Origin of the sequence: Chryseobacterium lactis, from assembly GCF_003815875.1 — a bacterium.
Taxonomy (GTDB): Bacteria; Bacteroidota; Bacteroidia; order Flavobacteriales; family Weeksellaceae; genus Chryseobacterium; species Chryseobacterium lactis.
Genome location: NZ_CP033924.1, coordinates 1,407,041 through 1,426,323, shown reverse-complemented (window position 1 = coordinate 1,426,323; position 19,283 = coordinate 1,407,041). Strand labels below are relative to the sequence as shown.

The window sequence follows — 19,283 nt, the reverse complement described above, 5'->3', positions numbered from 1 at the left end:
TTTAAATGATTGTTTAACTTAAACGAGACACCATTTAAAAAAATTATGCGTAACAAACTTATTTAACGGACTTTATAACTATTTAAGAGGATTTTGCAAAAAAGATTCCCAATGTTATTGGCTTGAAGATTAAAGCTCCAGGTTGCAATTTATCCCGGTTGAAAAGAACTCCAAACTTTCTTTCTTGAAGAAATTTCAATCATGTCAAGGTTTAAAACCTTGACATGGTTAAGCGTTTAATTTAAAAACTCTCACCTGCTAATTATTTCCTGTAAGAACTTTCCAATATTATTTCGCGCCTCAATCTTTATTTACCGACATTCTTCATCATCTTTTCTACGAACTCAAATGCTGCAGGACAGATAACCGTATTTTTAAGCATCAGGTTATTAATCTGATAGATCTTTTTCCGATCAGTGTGTGGATATTCGCGGCAGGCTTTCGGCCTTACCTCGTAGATTGAACAGGTATTGTCTGTATTCAGGAAAAAACAGGGAAGATTCTGCAATACCTTATCATTATCTTCATCTACTCTTAAAAATTTAGCCTCAAAATCGGCAGATTTCATACGGAGATGTTTCGCTATACGTTCAATATCTTTTTCTGTGTATAATGGGCCGGTTGTTTTGCAGCAATTGGCACATTGCAAACAATCTATTTCATCAAAAACTTCTTCATGGGTTTCCTGCACAATATAATCAAGGTTCTTGGGCGGTTTTTTCTTTAATCCGTCCAGAAATTTTTTATGTTCTTTCTGCTTTTGTACAGCTTGCTTTTTATAAAAATCTAAATTCATTTATTCCTTATTTCCAGTTAAAACCGGAAGTTCTTGCTTTTCATATTCATTTATTTTATCCAAATCCAGAATGGTACTCAAGTTTTCTTTATTTGGATAATACATCGGGACAAATCTGGCTCCGTAAATAATCTCTCCCGTAACGTAAGACGATCTCTGCACTACCGTATTGGAGAAAACTTCATCAAATGCACGTATCTGAACGATCAGCTCAATATCCGTTGTTCGAAAATCATCTTCAGAAAATCCATAAAATGGTGAATTTTCATCTATTTTGTGAACAACAGTCCAGTTGAGAGCCAGGGTATTAATTTTGCCGAGCTGAGTTTCCAATCTGTAAAAATTACTTTTAGGAACTCCATCTTCAATGACTTCAATAGCAGCAGAAAGAATGACATCAGCATCGGTAAGAGCATTATTCTTGTAAGGAGCTAATCTGAACATTAAAGCAGTAACATCTTTAAAAGGAGCAATCACTGCAATATCAGAAAATCTTAAATATGCTCTCGGTCTGGAAAATCGCCCATAAAAAAGACCCGTTGCAATGGCAAAGGTAAGCAATCCCAGAAAAGCTTCAAAAGTAGCCACAAGACTCGCCATAAATCCAACAGGAGCAATTCTTCCGTATCCTACGGTTGTAAATGTTTGTGAACTGAAGAAAAACACATCAATAAATTCATTGAAGGGATCGCTCTTATCAATCCCGGTAAGATGCTGCACCCCGATCAGGTAATAAATCAGTGCAAAAACAAGATTTACCAAAATATAGCAAATCACCAGATACGACAGAAATCGGAATGTCGACAAGTTCAGCATGGTATGATACCAGCTTAGTCTATTAAAAACATTAACTCCGGTTCTCTTAACGTTAGGAAGGCCGTCTTTATTGATAAATCTTCCCGAAGCATTGCTGCCAAAACCACTGTTCTCCGTATTTTTCTGACGGATTTTTTTCCCAAATCCTCTTGCCATTTTATCTTATTTGTTTCTAAAGAGTTTGAAAGTGAACAACAAATTTACTTTTGTTTTCAATGCAAATATAAAATATTGTTTTCATGAAATTTATCAATCAAATCACTGGACTTGTAATTTGATTTTACTGTACATTTGAAATATGAAAAAGCTGGAATCAAGAGAAGATATCGAACACCTTGTTAATTCATTTTATACAAAAGTCGTTAAAGATGAAACCATTGGATTTTTTTTCAATGATGTCGCCAAGGTAGACTGGGATAAGCACCTTCCGAAAATGTATTCTTTTTGGGAAACTATTCTTTTTGGCCAAATGACCTACAAAGGAAATCCTATGGGAGTCCATTTTCCGATCAATGAAATACAAGCTATGGAACAAAAGCATTTTGACAAATGGCTTGAACTCTGGAGAATCACTATTGAAGAGAACTTTGCAGGAGAAAATGCAGACATGGCCATCTACAAATCCGAAAACATCGCCAAACTGATGGCTTTCAAAATGGAACTTGCGAGAAGATTGTAATGGGATTCGTGGGACGGGAAATCACCTTTAAGGTACTATTACGGTAAAAATATAGGCTGCCAGATTCACCAGAAGCACTGTTCCATAAAGGATATTGGTTTTACCACGACTTAACGAAAGCATTACTATAAACACAGATAAAGAAAGCAGAATAATATCTTTTTTATCCAATCCTAATACCAACGGGATATCGTACATAATACACACCACAGAAACTGCCGGAATCGTTAGCCCTATACTTGCCAGCGCAGAACCTAGTGCTAAGTTTAAACTAGACTGTATCTGATTAGCTCTTGCCGCCCTGATAGCTGCCACACCTTCCGGAAGGAGTACTACAGCTGCAATAATTACACCCACCAAAGATTTAGGAGCACCTACACTCTGCACCATTCCTTCAATCGTATCAGAAAGTCCTTTCGCCATTAAAACAACAATTACCAGGCAAACTACTAAAAATCCAAAACTGATCAGAGTCTTAGCTGTTGTAGGGATATAATGTTCTTCAGGATGTTCATCGGGAACAATAAAATAGCTTCTATGTCTCACCGTCTGTACCATCAGGAAAACCCCGTAGATCACAAGACAGGCAATAGAAACAAAAATAAGTTGAGCCTGATTATAAAAAGGTCCGTTGACACTTGAAGTAAAATTAGGAAGAACAAGGGTAAGAACCAGAATTGAAACTGTACTTACCAGATAAGTAGTCGCAGAAGTTCTTGCGAAGAACTGTTCATGATATTTCACGCCGCCTACCAATATACAGATTCCCAAAATACCATTAAGAATAAGCATTACGGCAGCAAAAACCGTGTCTCTGGCCAACGTGATTGCCTGATCTCCGCCGGCGACCATCAGTGAGATGATCAATGCGACTTCAATAATGGTAATACAAAGCGCCAGAATGATTGTTCCGAATGGCTCTCCTACTTTATGAGCGACCATTTCCGCATGGTGCACTGCCGATAAAACACTACCGATTAATAAAATTCCTGCGATAATATCATAAATAACACCATTTCCCATCAATCCGGAAAAGTAGTAAACTACCGCAAGGACAGGAAAGATATACGTGTAATGTAAAAGTTCTTTTAATCTCATAAAGTGACTACAAAATACAAAAAATCTATGAAATTTGAAATATCAAAAGAAAATATTAATGATATTTTAATGACACCAGAAACTAAAGTCCTGAAAATCCGTCAACATATGAAATAAAAGTCCGATGGCAATAATTCTGATATTTCCTTTAAAAAAGAGCATCAAAAAATACACCGCAATGGCATAATATGAATGTAGAATATGAAATCCTATACTATTTCTTGACGGATCAAAAACAGGGTTGGCAAAAAGATGATCCAGATCTACAAGCATCGTTGCCAAAAGAATAAGATATACTTTTTTCCAATTTTTAGGATAAAAAATTAAAGCAATAAATACCGGAAAGACCAGGTGTAAAAAATAATGAACAACCGTTTTCCAAAACAGACAATCCATCATATTCTGCCTTTTAAATAATCCTGACGTATATTTTCATCCAACTTTTCAATGGAATAGCGCAGACAGGTTCTGGGCATTTCCTGGTAATATTTATTCAAATAGTCTGTCAATTCAGTTTCATTTTTGTTTCCCATTTCCCGCAAAAGCCATCCGTTTGCCTTGTGCATCAAATCATGAGAGTGTTTCAGATTTCTTGTCACAAATTCTTTAGTCAAATCAAAAGATCCTTTTTTAATGTAATGCATTGTTCCCACAACAGCAATCCTCTTATGCCACATATCTTCAGATTCTGACAACTCTCTCAGCAGATTTTCTTTCTGGTTTTCAAAGGCATATCTGCCCAAAATCTTATAGCAGCTTGAATCTACGAGATCCCAGTTATTGACATGAGGCAAATGGTTAAGATAAAATTTGACAACTTCCTCTTTAACAATCTGATCCTTTGCTTTTTCAAATTTTGAAATCAATATAAAAAGTGCCGTGAGCCTATGTTCATGATATTTTGAAGAAAGGAGCTCGCTTAGATCATTTAAATTTATTTTTGAGTAATATTCTTTAGCTACAGATCTCTGGTCCGGAACGGTAACGCCCAGGAACAAATCTCCCTCGCCATATTCTCCCTTCCCTGTTTTGAAAAATCTTGGAAAAAATTCAGCTTTTTCAGGAATAGATAATACAGCCAGCGCCTCTTGGATCTCTTTAACAATGCTACTCATTTAATTTGCAGGGTTAAATTTTTTCTTCCGAAACCGCACTCTCCTCCGCTTCTTCATTGGCAATTTCCTTAGGATTTGCCACTTTAGCAATGGTGAGTCCCTGAACAATAATAGAGAACACCACTACACAATAAGTAATACTCAATATGATTTCACTGTACTCACTTTTAGGAATAGACATAGCCAAGGCAATGGACACTCCTCCACGGATTCCTCCCCAAACCAGCACCTTTACAGTTTGCGGGCTAAAACTCCTTCTTAAAGAGGTAAACTTGGTAGGCCCCCAGATCGAAATAAATCGGGCAAAAAGAACAACAACAATTGCCAGAAGACCAGGAATCATAAAGTGCTTCAGATCCTTGATCATCAAAAGTTCAAATCCGATAAAAAGGAATAATACAGCATTTAGAATTTCATCAATAAGCTCCCAGAATTTAATAAGATAATCCTGAGTAACAGATTTCATTTTGAAACTTCTGTTAAAATTCCCCATAAATAATCCTGCCGCCACCATGGTTAATGGCCCTGAAATATGCATCTGTCTTGCAATAAGATATCCTCCCATTACCACAGCAAGCGTTACCAATACGGAAATAATATAATCATCTACTTCACGCATTAATCTTGAAGTAACCCAACCTAATAAAACTCCTAATAAAAGACCTCCTCCCGCTTCATGAAGTAAAAGTAGTCCGATATTTTCAACACCAAGATCCACTTCTTTTCCCACTGCCAACTGTAAAACAACAGTAAAAACCACAACAGCCATACCGTCATTGAAGAGAGATTCTCCTGCCACTTTCGTTTCAAGAGATTTGGAAACATTAGCCTGCTTCAGAACACTTAAAACCGCTACCGGGTCAGTTGGAGAAATTAATGCTCCAAAAACAAGGCAATAGATAAAAGGAAGCTGAATTCCTACATACGGCAGGAGATAAAACATCACGAAGCCTACTACAAAAGTGGAAATAACAACACCAACCGTAGAAAATATGACCACCGGCCTGAACTGTTCTTTGAGATCATTAATGTTAATATGAATTCCTCCTGCAAAAAGAAGGAAATTAAGCATTGCTCCCATCAAAACTTCTGTAAAGTCAATACTGTTCATCAGGTTATTGAGATGTCCAAAAGTTCTTGGAAGAATAGTTTCACCAAACAATACCAGAAAAATGGAAACCACAATGGCAATCACCATGATCCCGATAGTACTCGGAAGTTTTAAAAACCTGTAATTTAGATAGGCAAATATGGATGCTAATACGATTAATGCTGAAAATGAATAATATAATTCCACTAGTGTTTTTTAAGATTAATTGGTAAGTTCTAAATAAAGTATTTTGATATAGATCTGCCGACCGTCTTTTTCCCATATATCAAACATGCCGTTTCTGGATGGCTTCGAGCTCCGCGTATACTCCTTTCCTATATTCAGGATATTCAGAAGGATATATTCGTCTCCGATAGAGTTGACAAGGTAAGCTGTCTTTTCAGTTTTTCCGTCTCCTGAACTCTTTATCCCATCCGTCAATGTACGAAGCTGATTCAGATGGTGCATGAAATTAGTCCCGTCTTTTAAAGAATCATAAGACCGGAGAAGGATCAGCAGGACATCAAGATTTGTAGGATCTTTATCATACAATGCTTTTCCCAGCTTGATACATTCTTCAAAATTGCTTTGTTTAAAAGCTTCAGCCAGACTTTTGAAACGCTCATCAGAAGTGGCAATTTTATCATTTCTAAAATTTCTGCCGTAGTACAGGTGTTGCGCTTCAATACTATCTAAAGACTTTGGATACCCTTTATATTTAAAAATAAGCTTATCGTAATTGTACGGAGAATCCGGGTTTTTAAGATTTTTTTCAATGGCTTTCAAATCGATTTTTGATTTCTGACCGAAACCAAAAACCGAAAAAAGAATGAATAAAAGGAAAAAGTGATATTTCATTAATTATTGCTTTCTTCCTCGTCGTTATCGAAATACTCGAAAAGGAAATCATTGTACGGAAATCTTGAAATATGAATCTTCATTACTTCATCATAGATCATTTTTTTCATTTCCGGGAAGTTCTCTTTCGTTAAAGCAGAGATGAAAACCGTTGGATATTTTGATTTTGCCATCCAGGTTTTCTTCCACTCTTCCAAAGAGACATTTTTACGGGTTGACGGAGTAAGATCATCCTCATCTTTTTTCTCGTAGCTGAATTCATCAATCTTATTAAAGACCATAATCATTGGCTTCTGATGAGCATTGATTTCCATCAAAATATGATTTACAGATTCGATATGATCTTCGAAACTTTCATGAGAAATATCGACAACGTGGATCAAAAGATCAGCTTCACGAACCTCATCAAGGGTAGATTTAAAAGATTCTACCAATTGAGTCGGTAATTTTCTGATAAACCCTACTGTATCGGTAAGCAGAAACGGTAAATTTCCGATTACTACTTTTCTTACTGTTGTATCCAGGGTTGCAAACAGTTTATTTTCGGCAAAAACTTCTGATTTGGAAATAGAATTCATCAAGGTAGATTTCCCTACGTTGGTATATCCTACCAAAGCTGCACGAACGACTTTTCCACGGTTATTACGCTGAGTAGCCATTTGTTTGTCAATAGTTTTCAGCTTTTCTTTCAACAAAGTGATTCTGTCACGAATAATACGACGGTCAGTTTCAATTTCCGTTTCACCGGGACCTCTCATTCCAATTCCCCCTTTCTGACGCTCAAGGTGAGTCCACATTCTCGTCAATCGTGGTAAAAGATACTGATATTGTGCCAGTTCTACCTGAGTTCTCGCATAAGAAGTTTGCGCTCTTTGGGCAAAAATATCAAGGATAAGATTGGTACGATCCAAGATCTTCACCTCCATTTCTCTTTCCAGGTTTTTAAGCTGCGAAGGAGAGAGCTCATCATCGAAAATCACAGTTCCGATCTCGTTTTCTTTTACATATTCTTTGATCTCAATAGCCTTACCACTTCCGATAAAGGTTTTAGGATCAGGTTGAGTTAATTTTTGAGTGAAACGTTTTTGCACGGTTGCACCGGCTGTGAAAGCTAAAAACTCAAGTTCATCTAAATACTCCGTCAGTTTTTCTTCATCCTGATTTTGGGTAATAACGCCCACCAAGACTGCTTTCTCATAGTTATGGTCTTTCTTTTCTAGCATTAAGTTCTGTCTATGTTATGATTTTTACAAGTTAATATTTTTCAGAAAAAAAACAAAATCAAATTTTATTTAATACCATTTTTTAATATAAATTTAAGTTTATGTATGTATTATTTTATAAAAAATCAATAACTTTATGTAATAATTTTCTGATTTTTAAACATTTAAATTAAAAATTAACATCCAGAAAATCATGATGACCCATATAAGATGTATGATTATTGATGATGACGAACTGGACAGGCTGGTTCTTCAGCATTATATCAAACAATACAAAAACATAGAAATTGTAGCTTCTTTCGATTCGGTAGAAAAAGCAATTCCATATCTTGATCTTTCTATCGATCTTTTACTCACAGAAACCAATCTGAAAGGGATAAGCGGTGTTGAATTCCGAAGACTAATGGCTCATAAAATTCCGGCATGTATTTTTGTAAGCTCCCACCCTGAAATAGCCGCCCGTGTATTCGAAATGAACACACTTGATTTTATTACAAAACCATTAACGATCGAACGGTTTCATTATTCCATGCAAAAGCTTTTTGACTTTTTTGAAGCCAGAGAGAAATGTGAATGTTACGACGCCATGTTGGGCGAAAACTGCATGAAAATAAAAGAAGGCGGAAATATTTTTCAGATCAGGAAGAAAGATATTCTATACCTGGAAGCGTTAAAAGATTACACCCGGATTATCACCCTTGAAAAGAATCATTATATTTTAGATTCTCTTGGCAATCTTCTCCATAAAAATTTTTTCGATTCTTTTGTAAGAATACACCGAAGCTATGCCGTTCCCCGACATCTCATCCGTGGAAAAAACTGCCATGAAATAGAACTGATCAACCACATCAAACTTCCCATCGGCAGAACATATAAAAACAACCTTTCGTTTTTTAGCCCTTAAACTCACAGTCAACTTCAATAATTTTTCACAAAACGCCGTTGGTCGATTATTTCTGCCGTTGGTCTATTTTTCTGATAACAGATTCTGATTGGTGGTAATTTAGTCTTCCCAAATTTTCCCTTAAAAACTAAAAACAGTTACTCATGAAAAAATATTTATTGATTAACCCATCCTGTTTATCTTTTCCGCCATGATATTTCGGGTTTAATCTGCAGACCCTGCTGCCGAACGAATGCGTGAGGAAGCAGAGCCAAAGCTTCTACAGACAAATCAGGCAAACTGCTTCCCAAATACAGCGAGTCTTGAAAATCTGAAAAAACAATTCCTAACAGACAGGCATCTCACAACACGATAAATTCTAGGAACACAAAGACTGTAATGACCGGGTTACCGAATACCGCAACTCCGGAAAAAATAAAGAAAACTACTCCCAAAAACTAATAATCGTAAATGAACTAATAACCACAAAGAACTAGTAACCGACCAAAAAACTAATAACTCTTAAAAGCTGATAACCAGAACTGATTTTTCAAACAAAAGAAAGTCCGCCAAGCGCGGACTTTTTATTTTTATACTGCTGGTATCACTATTTAATCCCAATCAGCAGCGACAAATTTCATCGAATTTCCTTTATCATCGGATAATGTGAGAAAATGTCCTTCTATGGAATATTTCGTCATGCTATCAAATTTACTCTGGAAAGCAGATTCCAGAGCCATATCCTGGCAAGCTTTCATCGTGCTTACTCCCTTGGAAATTTTCACATTCCCTCCTTTCTTAAATTCTGAAATGAATGACATTTGATTACAGCCCATGTAAGCACTTCCCTGGATTTTACCATTTTCCATCTTGCCTGTCAGGTTGACTTCAGCTTTATGAGCAATCAGCTGATCTTTAGAAAAATGATCAAAAGAAACCATCATCCATTGCCTTTGGAGATAGGGATTTTTATCAGGTATTGAGGAACAATTTAAAACAAGTCCTAAAAATAAAACTGTAAAAAGTGATAATAGTATTTTTTTCATGCGCTTAATCATCCCATTTTCGTACCAATTCGGGACAGAATCTCGTAAAAATTAGTAAATTAGCAACACAAAAATTATTTTATAAAATGAAAAGACTATTTCTACTATTCACTTTCTTATTGGGCTTTGCTCAGATGAGGGCGGATGAGGGGATGTGGCTGCTAATGCTCATCAAAAGACTTAACGGTGTTGATATGCAAAAGGAGGGTCTACATCTTACGCCTGAAGAAATTTATTCAGTAAACAACTCAAGCTTAAAAGACGCTATTGTAAGCTTTGGTGGTTTCTGTACAGGTGAGATTGTTTCTGACAAAGGACTAATCTTCACTAACCACCACTGCGGTTATGGTGCTGTTGCTGCAGCTTCTACTCCGGAAAAAGACTATTTAAAGAATGGTTTCTGGGCAATGAAGCAGAAAGACGAATTCAACGCGAAAGATCTTTATGTGAGATTTTTGGTAAGAATGGATGATGCGACACAGAGAATCAACTCTAAGTTGAACAACAACATGACCGGAGCAGAGAGAAAAGCTGTTATTGATGCTGAAACAAAAGCAATCCAGACAGAAAACTCTGAAAACGGAAAATACACGGTGGTTGTAAGAGACTTCTTCAACGGAAATGAATTTTATTATTTCGTATACCAGGATTATAAAGATATCAGATTAGTAGGTGCTCCACCTTCTTCATTAGGTAAATTTGGCGGGGATACAGACAACTGGGAGTGGCCAAGACATACTGCCGACTTTACGGTTTTCAGAGTGTATGCTGATGCTGCAGGAAACCCTGCTGAATATTCTCCAAGCAATACTCCTTTGAAACCAAAGCATTTCCTTCCGGTTTCTCTTAAAGGAATTAAGCCTGGTGATTTTTCAATGATTTTGGGATATCCTGGAAGAACAAACCGTTATCTGACTTCTTACGGAATTCAGCAAATGGTTGACAAAGATTACCCGGCCTGGGTAGAAGCTTCTAAAACAGCAATGGATGTTATGAAGAAGTATATGGATAAAGATAAAGCAACCCAGCTTAACTATGCTTCTCAATATGCTTCTGTAGCGAACTATTGGAAAAACAGACAGGGAACAATTGATGCTGTTATTAAAAACGGAACGATTACTGATAAGAAAAAAATTGAAGAGACGTTCAAGACTTGGACTGCAATGCCAGGAAATAGTGCATATGATGGCGTTTTAGAAGATATTGGTGTTTACTATAAGCAAGTTTCTGACAGAAATGTTGAAAGAAACTATGCTTCTCAATTCTCAAGAAATGCAAAATATATTACCCTTGCTTTACAGGTAGGATCTGCTCTTAAAGCATATGCTGCTCAGGATATGCAGGGAAGATTAGCAATGAAGCCTAAAACTGAAGCGGCAATCAAAGCGGCTTATGAAAACTTCAACCCATCTTTGGAAGGAGAAATGCTTGCAGGAATGACAAGCCTTTATCAGGCAAGAGTTAAAAACAAAGATGTTGCTTCTGCTACTATTCTAGCATTGGATGCTAAGACCGTTTCTAATTTAGCTTATTCTTCAATCTTTGCTAATAAGACTTCTGCAACGAACTTCTTATTAAGCCCTGACGCATTAAAATTAGATGCTGATCCACTTTGGAAAGCAGCTAACGGTATTGTTGCCGATCAAAAAATGAGCATGGAAAGGTTTGTAAAAGTTGATGACAACTTTGCTAAAAACAACCGTCTTTTCTTAGCAGGTTTAATGAAAGCGATGCCTGAAAAGAAATTCTATCCGGATGCAAACTCAACAATGAGATTAACGTACGGTACTGTAGATAAATTACCTGTCAGAAGCGACAGAAATTACTTCGGTATTACAGATAACTATTATACAGACATGACCGGTCTTGTTGGAAAATACAAGAAAGGTGATGAAGAGTTTGACCTTCCTCAAAGAGTAATTGATCTTTATAACCTTAAAGATTTCGGACAGTATGCTGATGCTGCAGGATATATGCCTGTAAACTTCCTTTCAAACAATGACATTACCGGTGGTAACTCCGGTTCTCCTGTAATTGATGGAGACGGAAACCTTATCGGTATTGCATTCGATGGAAACAGCGAAGCATTAAGCGGTGATATCGTATTTGAAACAGAGTGGCAGAAAACGATCAACGTTGACGTTCGTTTTGTACTTTGGACAATTGATAAGTATGCTGGTGCTAGAAGATTAATTGACGAGTTAAAGTTAGTAAGAGGTGAAAACACTCCTGCTGATACAAAATCTAAAAACTCAGGGACTACAGCAACCCCTAAGAAAATAAAGAAAAAATAATCTATCCCGATATATTTTTAAAACCGTGAAATTTACTTTCACGGTTTTTTTATTTTTGAATACTTAAAATCATTCGTTTATGAATATTCAACCCATCGAATTCACAGCCATCATCAAACAAAACGGAGAGATGAATGCGGCTTATGTAGAATTTCCCTTTTCTACAGAAAAACTATTCAGTAAAAAAGGTCAGGTAAAAATTAAAGCGACATTTGATAACAGAGTGGAATATCGCGGAAGTCTTGCCAAAATGAAATCTGATTGTCACGTTTTAGGCTTGACACAGGAAGTGAGAAAGCAATTGGGGAAAACCTTTGGTGATGAGGTGTTTGTTTCTCTTATTGAAGATAAGGAAGAACGGATTGTTGAAATTGCAGAGGATATCGCTTTAGTCTTTAATGAAAATCCGGAAGTGAAAGTATTATTTGACAAAATGAGCTTTACCCACAAAAAAGAATACATCCGTTGGATTGAAGAAGCTAAAAAAGCTGAAACAAGGGAAAACAGGAAACTGAAGATGATTCAGATGATTCTTGAAGGGAAAAAAGGAATATAAAAAGAGCTCAGGAATTCCTGAACTCTTCAATACCGGTTAATAGTTTTTAATAAGTATCATTTAAATTTAATACGTATCATAAGTACATAATGGGAAAGTAACAGCTTCATCATTTACTGTAGCAGGAGAAGGAATATTGGTTGTAATTACATTTCCTTTTTTTTCTACAATTTTAAAACGGACCGTTCCTCCGACTGAATTGATGTAAAATATTGTTCCAAGGGATAATTTTGCAGTATCTCCGGTTTTTACCGTAAATGTGCTTAAACCGTTGGTTGCATCAACTGTATACCCCAACAAAGGGCTTCCTACTCCAGACTCTTTAATAACTGACGTCTTATGAGTGCTAAAGTTATAAAACTTCTCACCTGTATTAAAGTTGAAGCCAGCCAGATTTGAACTCGAAGGGTCATCTACCATAGCATAGGTATCTTCAGGAACACCCAGGAATTTTACTTTTTCAATACGTCCTATATCCAACTTATTGATCATTACTTTCAGTCTTGCATTCTCAAAAGTTCTCTGAAGAATACCTACATATTTTGCATCTGGGATGAACGGAAAACTATTAACATAATCACCATATGTTTCTGCTCCTAATCTGATAACCCCCATGTTAGGAGTAATATCTGCCCAAAAATCACTTGGAATATCATTGATTAATTGTATTTGGTCCTTCAGTTTTACAAGATCAGTGATTATCTTTCTGTCTTTATCAAAAAGAACAAATTCTGCAAATCTGTGCCATCTTACCCATAAAGAAGTATCAGGATTGTTGATTTTAAAGACCTGACAAAATTTATTGGCATAATATGCATTAGGAAATAATCCACTATTTTCATTAAATGATTCTAAGTTCTTCACATAAGCCTGTGGGACTACATATGGATTCGAAGACTCAATTTTTCCATCCTTTTTATAATCTTCGCTCAAATCCTTGTCGAGTAGAACAAGAGGATTTTCACCAATATATTTGATTCCGTTTTCATCCGTAAAATCTGTTACTGAAATATATTGACCGGATTTGAATGTAAACCCCGAGCCTCGGCGGAAAACACCAACCCTCTCATCATTTACATTTTCTATTCTGGGTTCTACAATAGAGATTCCTATACAGTTTGCTCCAGAAAAATCAAAACAAAGCGTTTCTTCAAGTACATTATGATTAATATCTACTAATTTCCCTTCAAATGATTGGTTTAAAAATAGCCAGGAATTGCAGCCCGAAGAAATAGCGTCTTTCTCGAACTTTATAAAAGATCTTCTTCTTTTAATGGGTTTACTTTCATCCAATAGTCCCGAAAAAGAACCAAACTCTCCTCCCGTCACTCTATTAGCATTTGCCCATCCTTCGTTCACATTTCTGATAACAAAAGAATCAAGATTACTCTGGAATGACTTCAACTGGATATCGTTCCATGCAAAACCTTCAAATATGCCGGCAGATTTATTTGCTTCACAAATAACACCTTTAGTGAAAAAGGAAGCACCAACCTTAATGGTAGAATAAACAGCTCCCTGAATAAGAATCCCAACAAAATCATCAGAAAGAGAGAAATCAGCTTTCGGATATGCTGTGACATGAGTATCAATAACATTTTTATGACTATTCTGGAAGATCAATGCCGGTCTATCACGATCTCCTCTATAGAAAATCTTTTCCACTAAAAAGTTAACCGGGTTTTTAAATTGAATGGTATTTTCTATTCTGTATCCAACAGGACTGTTTCCTACTAAAGTAACCCCTACTTTTTCAAGAGACCAATTCTCCTGGGAATTGGTTGCATCTGCTGATACAAAGTCATAAAGTCCGTTGACAAATTTAGCCGCATTTTGAAAAGCTTCTGTATCATCTGTTGTAGCATCTCCCACTGCACCAAAAAGCTCAATATTAATCGGCTTTCCTGCCAAAAAGCTTGTTAAAGCATAATAATCATTCTTATTTTCAGCCGCATTCCATCTTTTACGGTAAATAATTTCGTCACACAAGGCATCAGTCATTGGAACCGGATGAGCACCATGGTACCAGCTAGTCACTTTTTCATAGTTTACATTTTCCTTTGAATCACTATCTATCAATTGAACTAAATCATCAGCAGGATCTGTCGAGGTGGCTGAGAAAAACTCTTTTGTAAATTTCATTTTTAATATTTTTTGATTATTGGATTATTTTCAGACAACGGTTGATATGGCCATATCCCTTTTTTGTCTTGAAGCAAATATCGTAGTGCTCAGCGACAAAACTTGACGTATGATTTTTTTAATAATTTTTTTTAATAATTTTTTTGTCAGGATTTAAAAAAGCACCCGACTATAGTTATGAATATCATTTATAACTATAAAAATTACTTTTATGAAAAAAATCTTTTTAAAAATCATGGCATCTACAGCAGGTATTTTAGCTGTACTTACCCTTGCATCATGTGACAATTCCGATAACAACATGCCGGATACGTCCTTTCAAAGAACCATTACCTTTGAAAATGTTGTTACTCCTAAAGATTTTGTAGAAAGCGGGAGCTTTCAGGGAACGGGAACACCTCCGGTCATTATGCCCGGGCAATCTGTTTCTTTTAAATTCAGTGCAGGAAAAGCACAGGCTTTGATGTTTGCAACGATGTACGGAGCCTCTAAGGATTGGTTTTTTGCATCACAACAACCGGGGATTAAACTATTTGACGGGAGTGGAAACGCTATAACAGGTGATGTTTCTTCAAGCGTATTGTTATGGGATAATGGAACTAAGGACAATGTGACCGGCCAGCCGGAAAGCAAAACAATCATGCAGGTTCCCAATGTAAATGCTTCACAATTGATGAAGCTGAATCTCGCCTACAATGATGTGAGTTCGGAATTTACCCTAACCATTACGAATACATCCGGTGGAACAGCCAACCAAACTCCTTTTTCTCCAGGTGTATGGGCTGTATCAAATTATAATGGCTCTCAGTTATTAAACAGTGCTCCATTCTTTACCCCTAATGCCTTATCAAATCCTGAAATTACCGATATTGCCCAAATGGGAGATATTGGCAAAATGATGACAAAGCTAAATGCCAACACAGGGATTATGACCGGACTTTCTCCTGCTCTAGTGGTCATTTATCGTGGGGATAAAAATCCGATCTATGAATTAGGAAAAGTAGACAATGGAATGGGGTTAAAAGAAATTTCTCAATTTGGAAATGTAACCAAGCTTCAAAACAGTTTAAAATCTTTACCGAATGTTAAAGGCGTTTATATTGCAGGAAGTGCGCCTGTTGCTCCGGGAACTAAAGTCATGACTAGCTTTAGCGCAGATCCGGGTGATAAAATTGCTTACGCGACCATGTTTGGCTTTTCCAACGATTGGTTTTATGCCAATGAGCCAGGTATCGACGCCAACACAAAAGGAGACCTAACTTCAAAAACGACCTTGTTTGATTCAGGAACTGGTGTTGATCAATATCCGGGAGCCGGAAACCACCAGGCTTTGTTTGGAGGAACTCCGCAGAGTGAAAATATGATTATTTCTAAAGTCGGAACACTATATCCTGTTCCCGCAGTGCAGAATGTGATAAAAGTAACGGTAAACTAGTATTGCTTTTTAACTTCAGATAAAAACAAGTCCAGGCAGTTTTACTGCCTGGACTATTATTTAAAAATGACTAAATACGCTTATGAAACCGGAAGACCCAGATATTGTAAATAAGCATCAAGAACCGTTTTATCAAATACAGGTTCTTTAATTCCTGACCCCTCCAGGAATTGAATGACATTAGAACAATCCCAGACATAGGTATTCTGATACAATTCTACGGTAGACAATCCTTCGTGCATATTATCCTTAAAGAGGCTCGTCAAGGGATACAAACGGTTTTTGCTATCATCTTCCCAATGTTTTCTCCATTCTTTATAAGGCAGACTTTCCAATGTGAAAGGATAATATTTTTTCATTAAACTAAAGAAATCTTCAAGGGTAAGATTGGTTTCCGGACTTGCAATCAGGTTAAATTTCTTTCCTATGGCATCTTTATTTTTGGTAATATGAGCCATAGACTGTGTCATATAATCTACCGTAATAAGTCCTTCTCTAAGCTCGGTCAATGCCGGATAGGATTTAAACTCAACACAATTTTTTACCAATCCGGACCACCATTGATACGGTGCATTTGCCCCGGTTTTGCTGTGACACATTGCATATCCTAAGCGATAGGTTATCAATGGTAATCCTTCTTTTGCAGCAAGATCTGCCACTGCTTCCATTACCCATTTACTTCTTACGTAGCCTATGTCTTTACTTACTGACATCAGGTTTTGCTCAATATCATCAGATTCCAGCATCACTTTTTTGCCGGTAAAAATATGTCCCCAGCTGTATACTGAAATGGTAGATAACAGAGCAAGACATTTGGTTCTTTCAGCGCCTGCCAGTTTTATGATTTCTCTTAAACCTTCCACATTCGGAGCTTTCATATAAGAATACGGCTCAATAAAGTTGACAGAACTCCCGGAATGGTAAATCAAATCTACTTTTTCTGCCAGCATTTTGAATGTTTTTTCTGAAAGTCCTAATGAAGGCAATGTCAAATCTCCGATAACAGGTATAATTCTTAACCTCTGTTCTGCTTTTGCCGGGATATGATATTGTTGAAAGCAGCGGTCAATCTTTTCCATCGCATGAAAATCATCCTGAGCTCTTATCAGACAGTAGATCTCAGCACTTGTGGTATCCAAAAGTTCCTGCAACAGATGAATTCCGACAAATCCTGTCGCTCCCGTTAAAAATATCACGTTTGGATTTTCCAATTGTTTAGGATCAAAACCTCCGGCAAATACAGTTCCCGGAGCAAGGTATACATCCTTTTGTAAAGCAACATACGGTTCCATATCTTCTACAGGAATAGCCTCTCTGGTTTCTTTGGAACGAGCAATTAAAACCTCGGAAAGCTGCTGTAATACGGGATACTGATAAATATCTCTCAGATAAACTTTCATATCCAGTTTTCTCTGTAATGCCACCGCTACTACTGCCACCAAAAGGGAATTTCCGCCAATATCGAAGAAATTATCGGTAATATTAATAACAGGACGTTCCAGTTCTGAAGACCATATATCTGCTATAATTCTTTCTGTCTCATTGGTTGGAGGTTCAAATGAAACCAGTTCTTTTGCCTCTTTATCAGCCAGATCCTTTAAAGATTGGCTATCTGTCTTCCCGTTTGGAGTTAATGGGATTTTATCAATAAAAATTATCTGAGCGGGGATCATATAACCGGGCAATTCCTCCTTCAGTAAATTCCTGAGCGATGTGACATCTTGCTCTTTTCCCGGTTCTAAAACGACAAATGCAATCAGATATTTATTACTTCCCGTAGTATCTTTTGTAATAACTATTGCTTCCTGTATTCCTTCTTGATGAATAAGTGTACGCTCTATTTCACCCAATTCAACCCTGAAGCCACGGATTTTCACCTGATTATCGGCTCTTGATAAAAATTCTATATCTCCATCAGGCAGCCATCGCGCAAGATCTCCGGTACGATACAATTTTTCCGTCTCTTTGAATGGATTAACTATAAATTTAGCTTCCGTAAGTTCTTCATTATTGAGGTATCCTTTGGCTAAAACACTGCCTCCAATATATAATTCTCCCACAGCACCCACAGGAAGTAATTCCATTTGCTCTCCTAAAATATAGGCTGTAGCATTAGCGATTGGCTTTCCAATTGAAGAGACATATTTCCCGTTCACATCCTTCACTTTTTTGAACGTCGCAAATACCGTACATTCGGTTGGGCCGTAATAATCAATCAGCTCATAGCTCAATTCCGTAGTAAGTACCGGCTTAAGTTTTTCGCCTCCTGTAAAAAGATATTTTAATTTCAGATCATTATAATTTCTGGAATACTCTACCACTGCCGGCGCTAGAACTGTAGGAGCAAAACCATGGGTAATCCGGTTTTTACGATAATAATCCACTAATGCCGAAGCTTGTGTCCTTTCTTCATCTTCTGCAATGAAAAGGGTGGCTCCTGAAGTAAGTGCCGACCATGTTTCCCAGACGGATATATCAAATGCGATGCCTGCCACCACGGTAAGCCGTGACGTGTGATCTACGTGAAAATGATGATTATGCCAGGTTACCAGATGCTGAATAGCCTGATGACTAACCATTACACCTTTTGGCTTTCCTGTTGATCCTGAAGTATAAATGGTATAAGCAATGGCTTCCTGAGGTATTTTGATATCCGGCAGTTGCGAAGAAAAATGATCCAGATTTTTCATGGTTTCAAGATCAACAATTTTAGCTTTTTCATTTGGCGATAAAAGTTCTCCCAGCAAATGGTTGGTAACAATAGCCTCTGCAGCAGTATCTGTAAGAATATACTCTACTCTTTTTACAGGATAGGCTGGATCTATAGGAACATAAGCCGCTCCTGTTTTAAGGATACCCAGAACAGCTACTGCCCATTCTAACGAGCGATCCAGCCAGATGGGAACATACTTTCCTTTCTTTATTCCTCTTTCGAGTAAAGCGTTGGCCAGTTGGTTGCTTTTTTTATCCAATTCTCTGTACGTTATTCCTTGCTCCTTAAATACAACAGCGGTATTTTCAGGATAAAGGGATACATTTTTTTTGAAAAGAGATACCAACGTTTCTTCGTGATGGTAATCCCAGCCGGTTTTATTAAAACCATGTAAAAGCTTTTCTCTTTCTTCCGAAGACAGCAGTACAGCCGCTCCTAATGATTGTGAATCTAATGTTGGTGTTGTGTTTGACATATTAAAATTTGATTTGGTTTAAAAAATTATGTGGTGTGTCAATTTTTTGGACAAATTGAAGTAA

General features: G+C 36.9%; 16 protein-coding genes. 5 read left to right on the top strand and 11 right to left on the bottom strand.

Annotation, left to right across the window (positions count from 1 at the left end; all coding sequences use genetic code 11):
- Positions 1-307: 307 nt before the first annotated feature.
- Both EG342_RS06110 and EG342_RS06105 read right to left on the bottom strand, forming a co-directional pair.
- Positions 308-796: a YkgJ family cysteine cluster protein gene (locus tag EG342_RS06110; RefSeq protein ID WP_103288865.1), complete on the bottom strand. Its 489-nt coding sequence runs from the start codon at positions 794-796 to the stop codon at positions 308-310.
- Positions 797-1,768 (bottom strand): ion channel, encoded by a 972-nt coding sequence (locus EG342_RS06105; protein WP_103288864.1) that lies wholly within the window; start codon positions 1,766-1,768, stop codon positions 797-799.
- 142 nt (positions 1,769-1,910) lie between these two features.
- Here EG342_RS06105 and EG342_RS06100 point away from each other — a divergent pair, with 142 nt between their 5' ends.
- Positions 1,911-2,291 carry a group III truncated hemoglobin gene (locus EG342_RS06100; RefSeq protein WP_103288863.1) on the top strand — a complete coding sequence of 127 codons (381 nt, stop codon included), beginning with the start codon at positions 1,911-1,913 and terminating at the stop codon, positions 2,289-2,291.
- Between the two features lie 27 nt (positions 2,292-2,318).
- Here the strand turns inward: EG342_RS06100 and EG342_RS06095 are convergent, their stop codons facing one another.
- From EG342_RS06095 to hflX, 6 genes are all read right to left on the bottom strand, one after another.
- Positions 2,319-3,389 (bottom strand): calcium:cation antiporter, encoded by a 1,071-nt coding sequence (locus EG342_RS06095; RefSeq protein WP_103288862.1) that lies wholly within the window; start codon positions 3,387-3,389, stop codon positions 2,319-2,321.
- A 66-nt stretch (positions 3,390-3,455) separates the two neighbouring features.
- Positions 3,456-3,788: a DUF6122 family protein gene (locus tag EG342_RS06090; RefSeq protein ID WP_103288861.1), complete on the bottom strand. Its 333-nt coding sequence runs from the start codon at positions 3,786-3,788 to the stop codon at positions 3,456-3,458.
- On the bottom strand, positions 3,785-4,504 hold the full coding sequence (locus EG342_RS06085) for a DNA alkylation repair protein (RefSeq protein WP_103288860.1): 720 nt from the start codon (positions 4,502-4,504) through the stop codon (positions 3,785-3,787). Before EG342_RS06085 ends, EG342_RS06090 begins: the two co-directional genes overlap by 4 nt.
- Positions 4,505-4,517: 13 nt before the next feature.
- Positions 4,518-5,801: a cation:proton antiporter gene (locus EG342_RS06080; protein ID WP_103288859.1), complete on the bottom strand. Its 1,284-nt coding sequence runs from the start codon at positions 5,799-5,801 to the stop codon at positions 4,518-4,520.
- Between the two features lie 15 nt (positions 5,802-5,816).
- Positions 5,817-6,452 carry a DUF4919 domain-containing protein gene (locus tag EG342_RS06075; protein ID WP_103288858.1) on the bottom strand — a complete coding sequence of 212 codons (636 nt, stop codon included), beginning with the start codon at positions 6,450-6,452 and terminating at the stop codon, positions 5,817-5,819.
- A complete protein-coding gene (gene hflX, locus EG342_RS06070; RefSeq protein ID WP_103288857.1) occupies positions 6,452-7,675 on the bottom strand; it encodes a GTPase HflX in 1,224 nt (407 codons plus the stop codon). The genes EG342_RS06075 and hflX overlap by 1 nt, the downstream gene beginning before the upstream one ends.
- A 193-nt stretch (positions 7,676-7,868) precedes the next feature.
- On the opposite strand from hflX, the gene EG342_RS06065 reads away from it, so the two are divergent.
- Positions 7,869-8,579 (top strand): LytR/AlgR family response regulator transcription factor, encoded by a 711-nt coding sequence (locus tag EG342_RS06065; protein ID WP_246008742.1) that lies wholly within the window; start codon positions 7,869-7,871, stop codon positions 8,577-8,579.
- Positions 8,580-9,169: 590 nt separating this feature from the next.
- Here EG342_RS06065 and EG342_RS06060 read toward each other — a convergent pair.
- Positions 9,170-9,604, bottom strand: coding sequence for an META domain-containing protein (locus tag EG342_RS06060; RefSeq protein ID WP_246008741.1), 435 nt, complete (start codon positions 9,602-9,604; stop codon positions 9,170-9,172).
- Positions 9,605-9,690: 86 nt separating this feature from the next.
- Here EG342_RS06060 and EG342_RS06055 point away from each other — a divergent pair, with 86 nt between their 5' ends.
- Positions 9,691-11,898, top strand: a complete 2,208-nt coding sequence (locus EG342_RS06055) for a S46 family peptidase (protein ID WP_103288856.1) — start codon at positions 9,691-9,693, stop codon at positions 11,896-11,898.
- Positions 11,899-11,977: 79 nt separating this feature from the next.
- Entirely contained in the window at positions 11,978-12,454 is a 477-nt protein-coding gene (locus EG342_RS06050) for a YdeI/OmpD-associated family protein (protein ID WP_103288855.1), read from the top strand.
- A 66-nt stretch (positions 12,455-12,520) separates the two neighbouring features.
- Here the strand turns inward: EG342_RS06050 and EG342_RS06045 are convergent, their stop codons facing one another.
- Positions 12,521-14,596 (bottom strand): hypothetical protein, encoded by a 2,076-nt coding sequence (locus tag EG342_RS06045; RefSeq protein ID WP_103288854.1) that lies wholly within the window; start codon positions 14,594-14,596, stop codon positions 12,521-12,523.
- Positions 14,597-14,807: 211 nt separating this feature from the next.
- Between EG342_RS06045 and EG342_RS06040 the strand changes: the two genes are divergently transcribed.
- Positions 14,808-16,031, top strand: a complete 1,224-nt coding sequence (locus EG342_RS06040) for a spondin domain-containing protein (RefSeq protein WP_103288853.1) — start codon at positions 14,808-14,810, stop codon at positions 16,029-16,031.
- A gap of 80 nt (positions 16,032-16,111) precedes the next feature.
- On the opposite strand, the gene EG342_RS06035 is transcribed toward EG342_RS06040, so the two are convergent.
- A complete protein-coding gene (locus tag EG342_RS06035; protein WP_103288852.1) occupies positions 16,112-19,219 on the bottom strand; it encodes a non-ribosomal peptide synthetase family protein in 3,108 nt (1,035 codons plus the stop codon).
- Positions 19,220-19,283 lie beyond the last annotated feature (64 nt).

Coding starts and splice junctions, on each gene's coding strand:
- EG342_RS06110 (WP_103288865.1), bottom strand. CDS start 796: ATGAATTTAGATTTTTATAAAAAGCAAGCTGTACAAAAGCAGAAAGAA.
- EG342_RS06105 (WP_103288864.1), bottom strand. CDS start 1,768: ATGGCAAGAGGATTTGGGAAAAAAATCCGTCAGAAAAATACGGAGAAC.
- EG342_RS06100 (WP_103288863.1), top strand. CDS start 1,911: ATGAAAAAGCTGGAATCAAGAGAAGATATCGAACACCTTGTTAATTCA.
- EG342_RS06095 (WP_103288862.1), bottom strand. CDS start 3,389: ATGAGATTAAAAGAACTTTTACATTACACGTATATCTTTCCTGTCCTT.
- EG342_RS06090 (WP_103288861.1), bottom strand. CDS start 3,788: ATGATGGATTGTCTGTTTTGGAAAACGGTTGTTCATTATTTTTTACAC.
- EG342_RS06085 (WP_103288860.1), bottom strand. CDS start 4,504: ATGAGTAGCATTGTTAAAGAGATCCAAGAGGCGCTGGCTGTATTATCT.
- EG342_RS06075 (WP_103288858.1), bottom strand. CDS start 6,452: ATGAAATATCACTTTTTCCTTTTATTCATTCTTTTTTCGGTTTTTGGT.
- hflX (WP_103288857.1), bottom strand. CDS start 7,675: ATGCTAGAAAAGAAAGACCATAACTATGAGAAAGCAGTCTTGGTGGGC.
- EG342_RS06065 (WP_246008742.1), top strand. CDS start 7,869: ATGATGACCCATATAAGATGTATGATTATTGATGATGACGAACTGGAC.
- EG342_RS06060 (WP_246008741.1), bottom strand. CDS start 9,604: ATGAAAAAAATACTATTATCACTTTTTACAGTTTTATTTTTAGGACTT.
- EG342_RS06055 (WP_103288856.1), top strand. CDS start 9,691: ATGAAAAGACTATTTCTACTATTCACTTTCTTATTGGGCTTTGCTCAG.
- EG342_RS06050 (WP_103288855.1), top strand. CDS start 11,978: ATGAATATTCAACCCATCGAATTCACAGCCATCATCAAACAAAACGGA.
- EG342_RS06045 (WP_103288854.1), bottom strand. CDS start 14,596: ATGAAATTTACAAAAGAGTTTTTCTCAGCCACCTCGACAGATCCTGCT.
- EG342_RS06040 (WP_103288853.1), top strand. CDS start 14,808: ATGAAAAAAATCTTTTTAAAAATCATGGCATCTACAGCAGGTATTTTA.
- EG342_RS06035 (WP_103288852.1), bottom strand. CDS start 19,219: ATGTCAAACACAACACCAACATTAGATTCACAATCATTAGGAGCGGCT.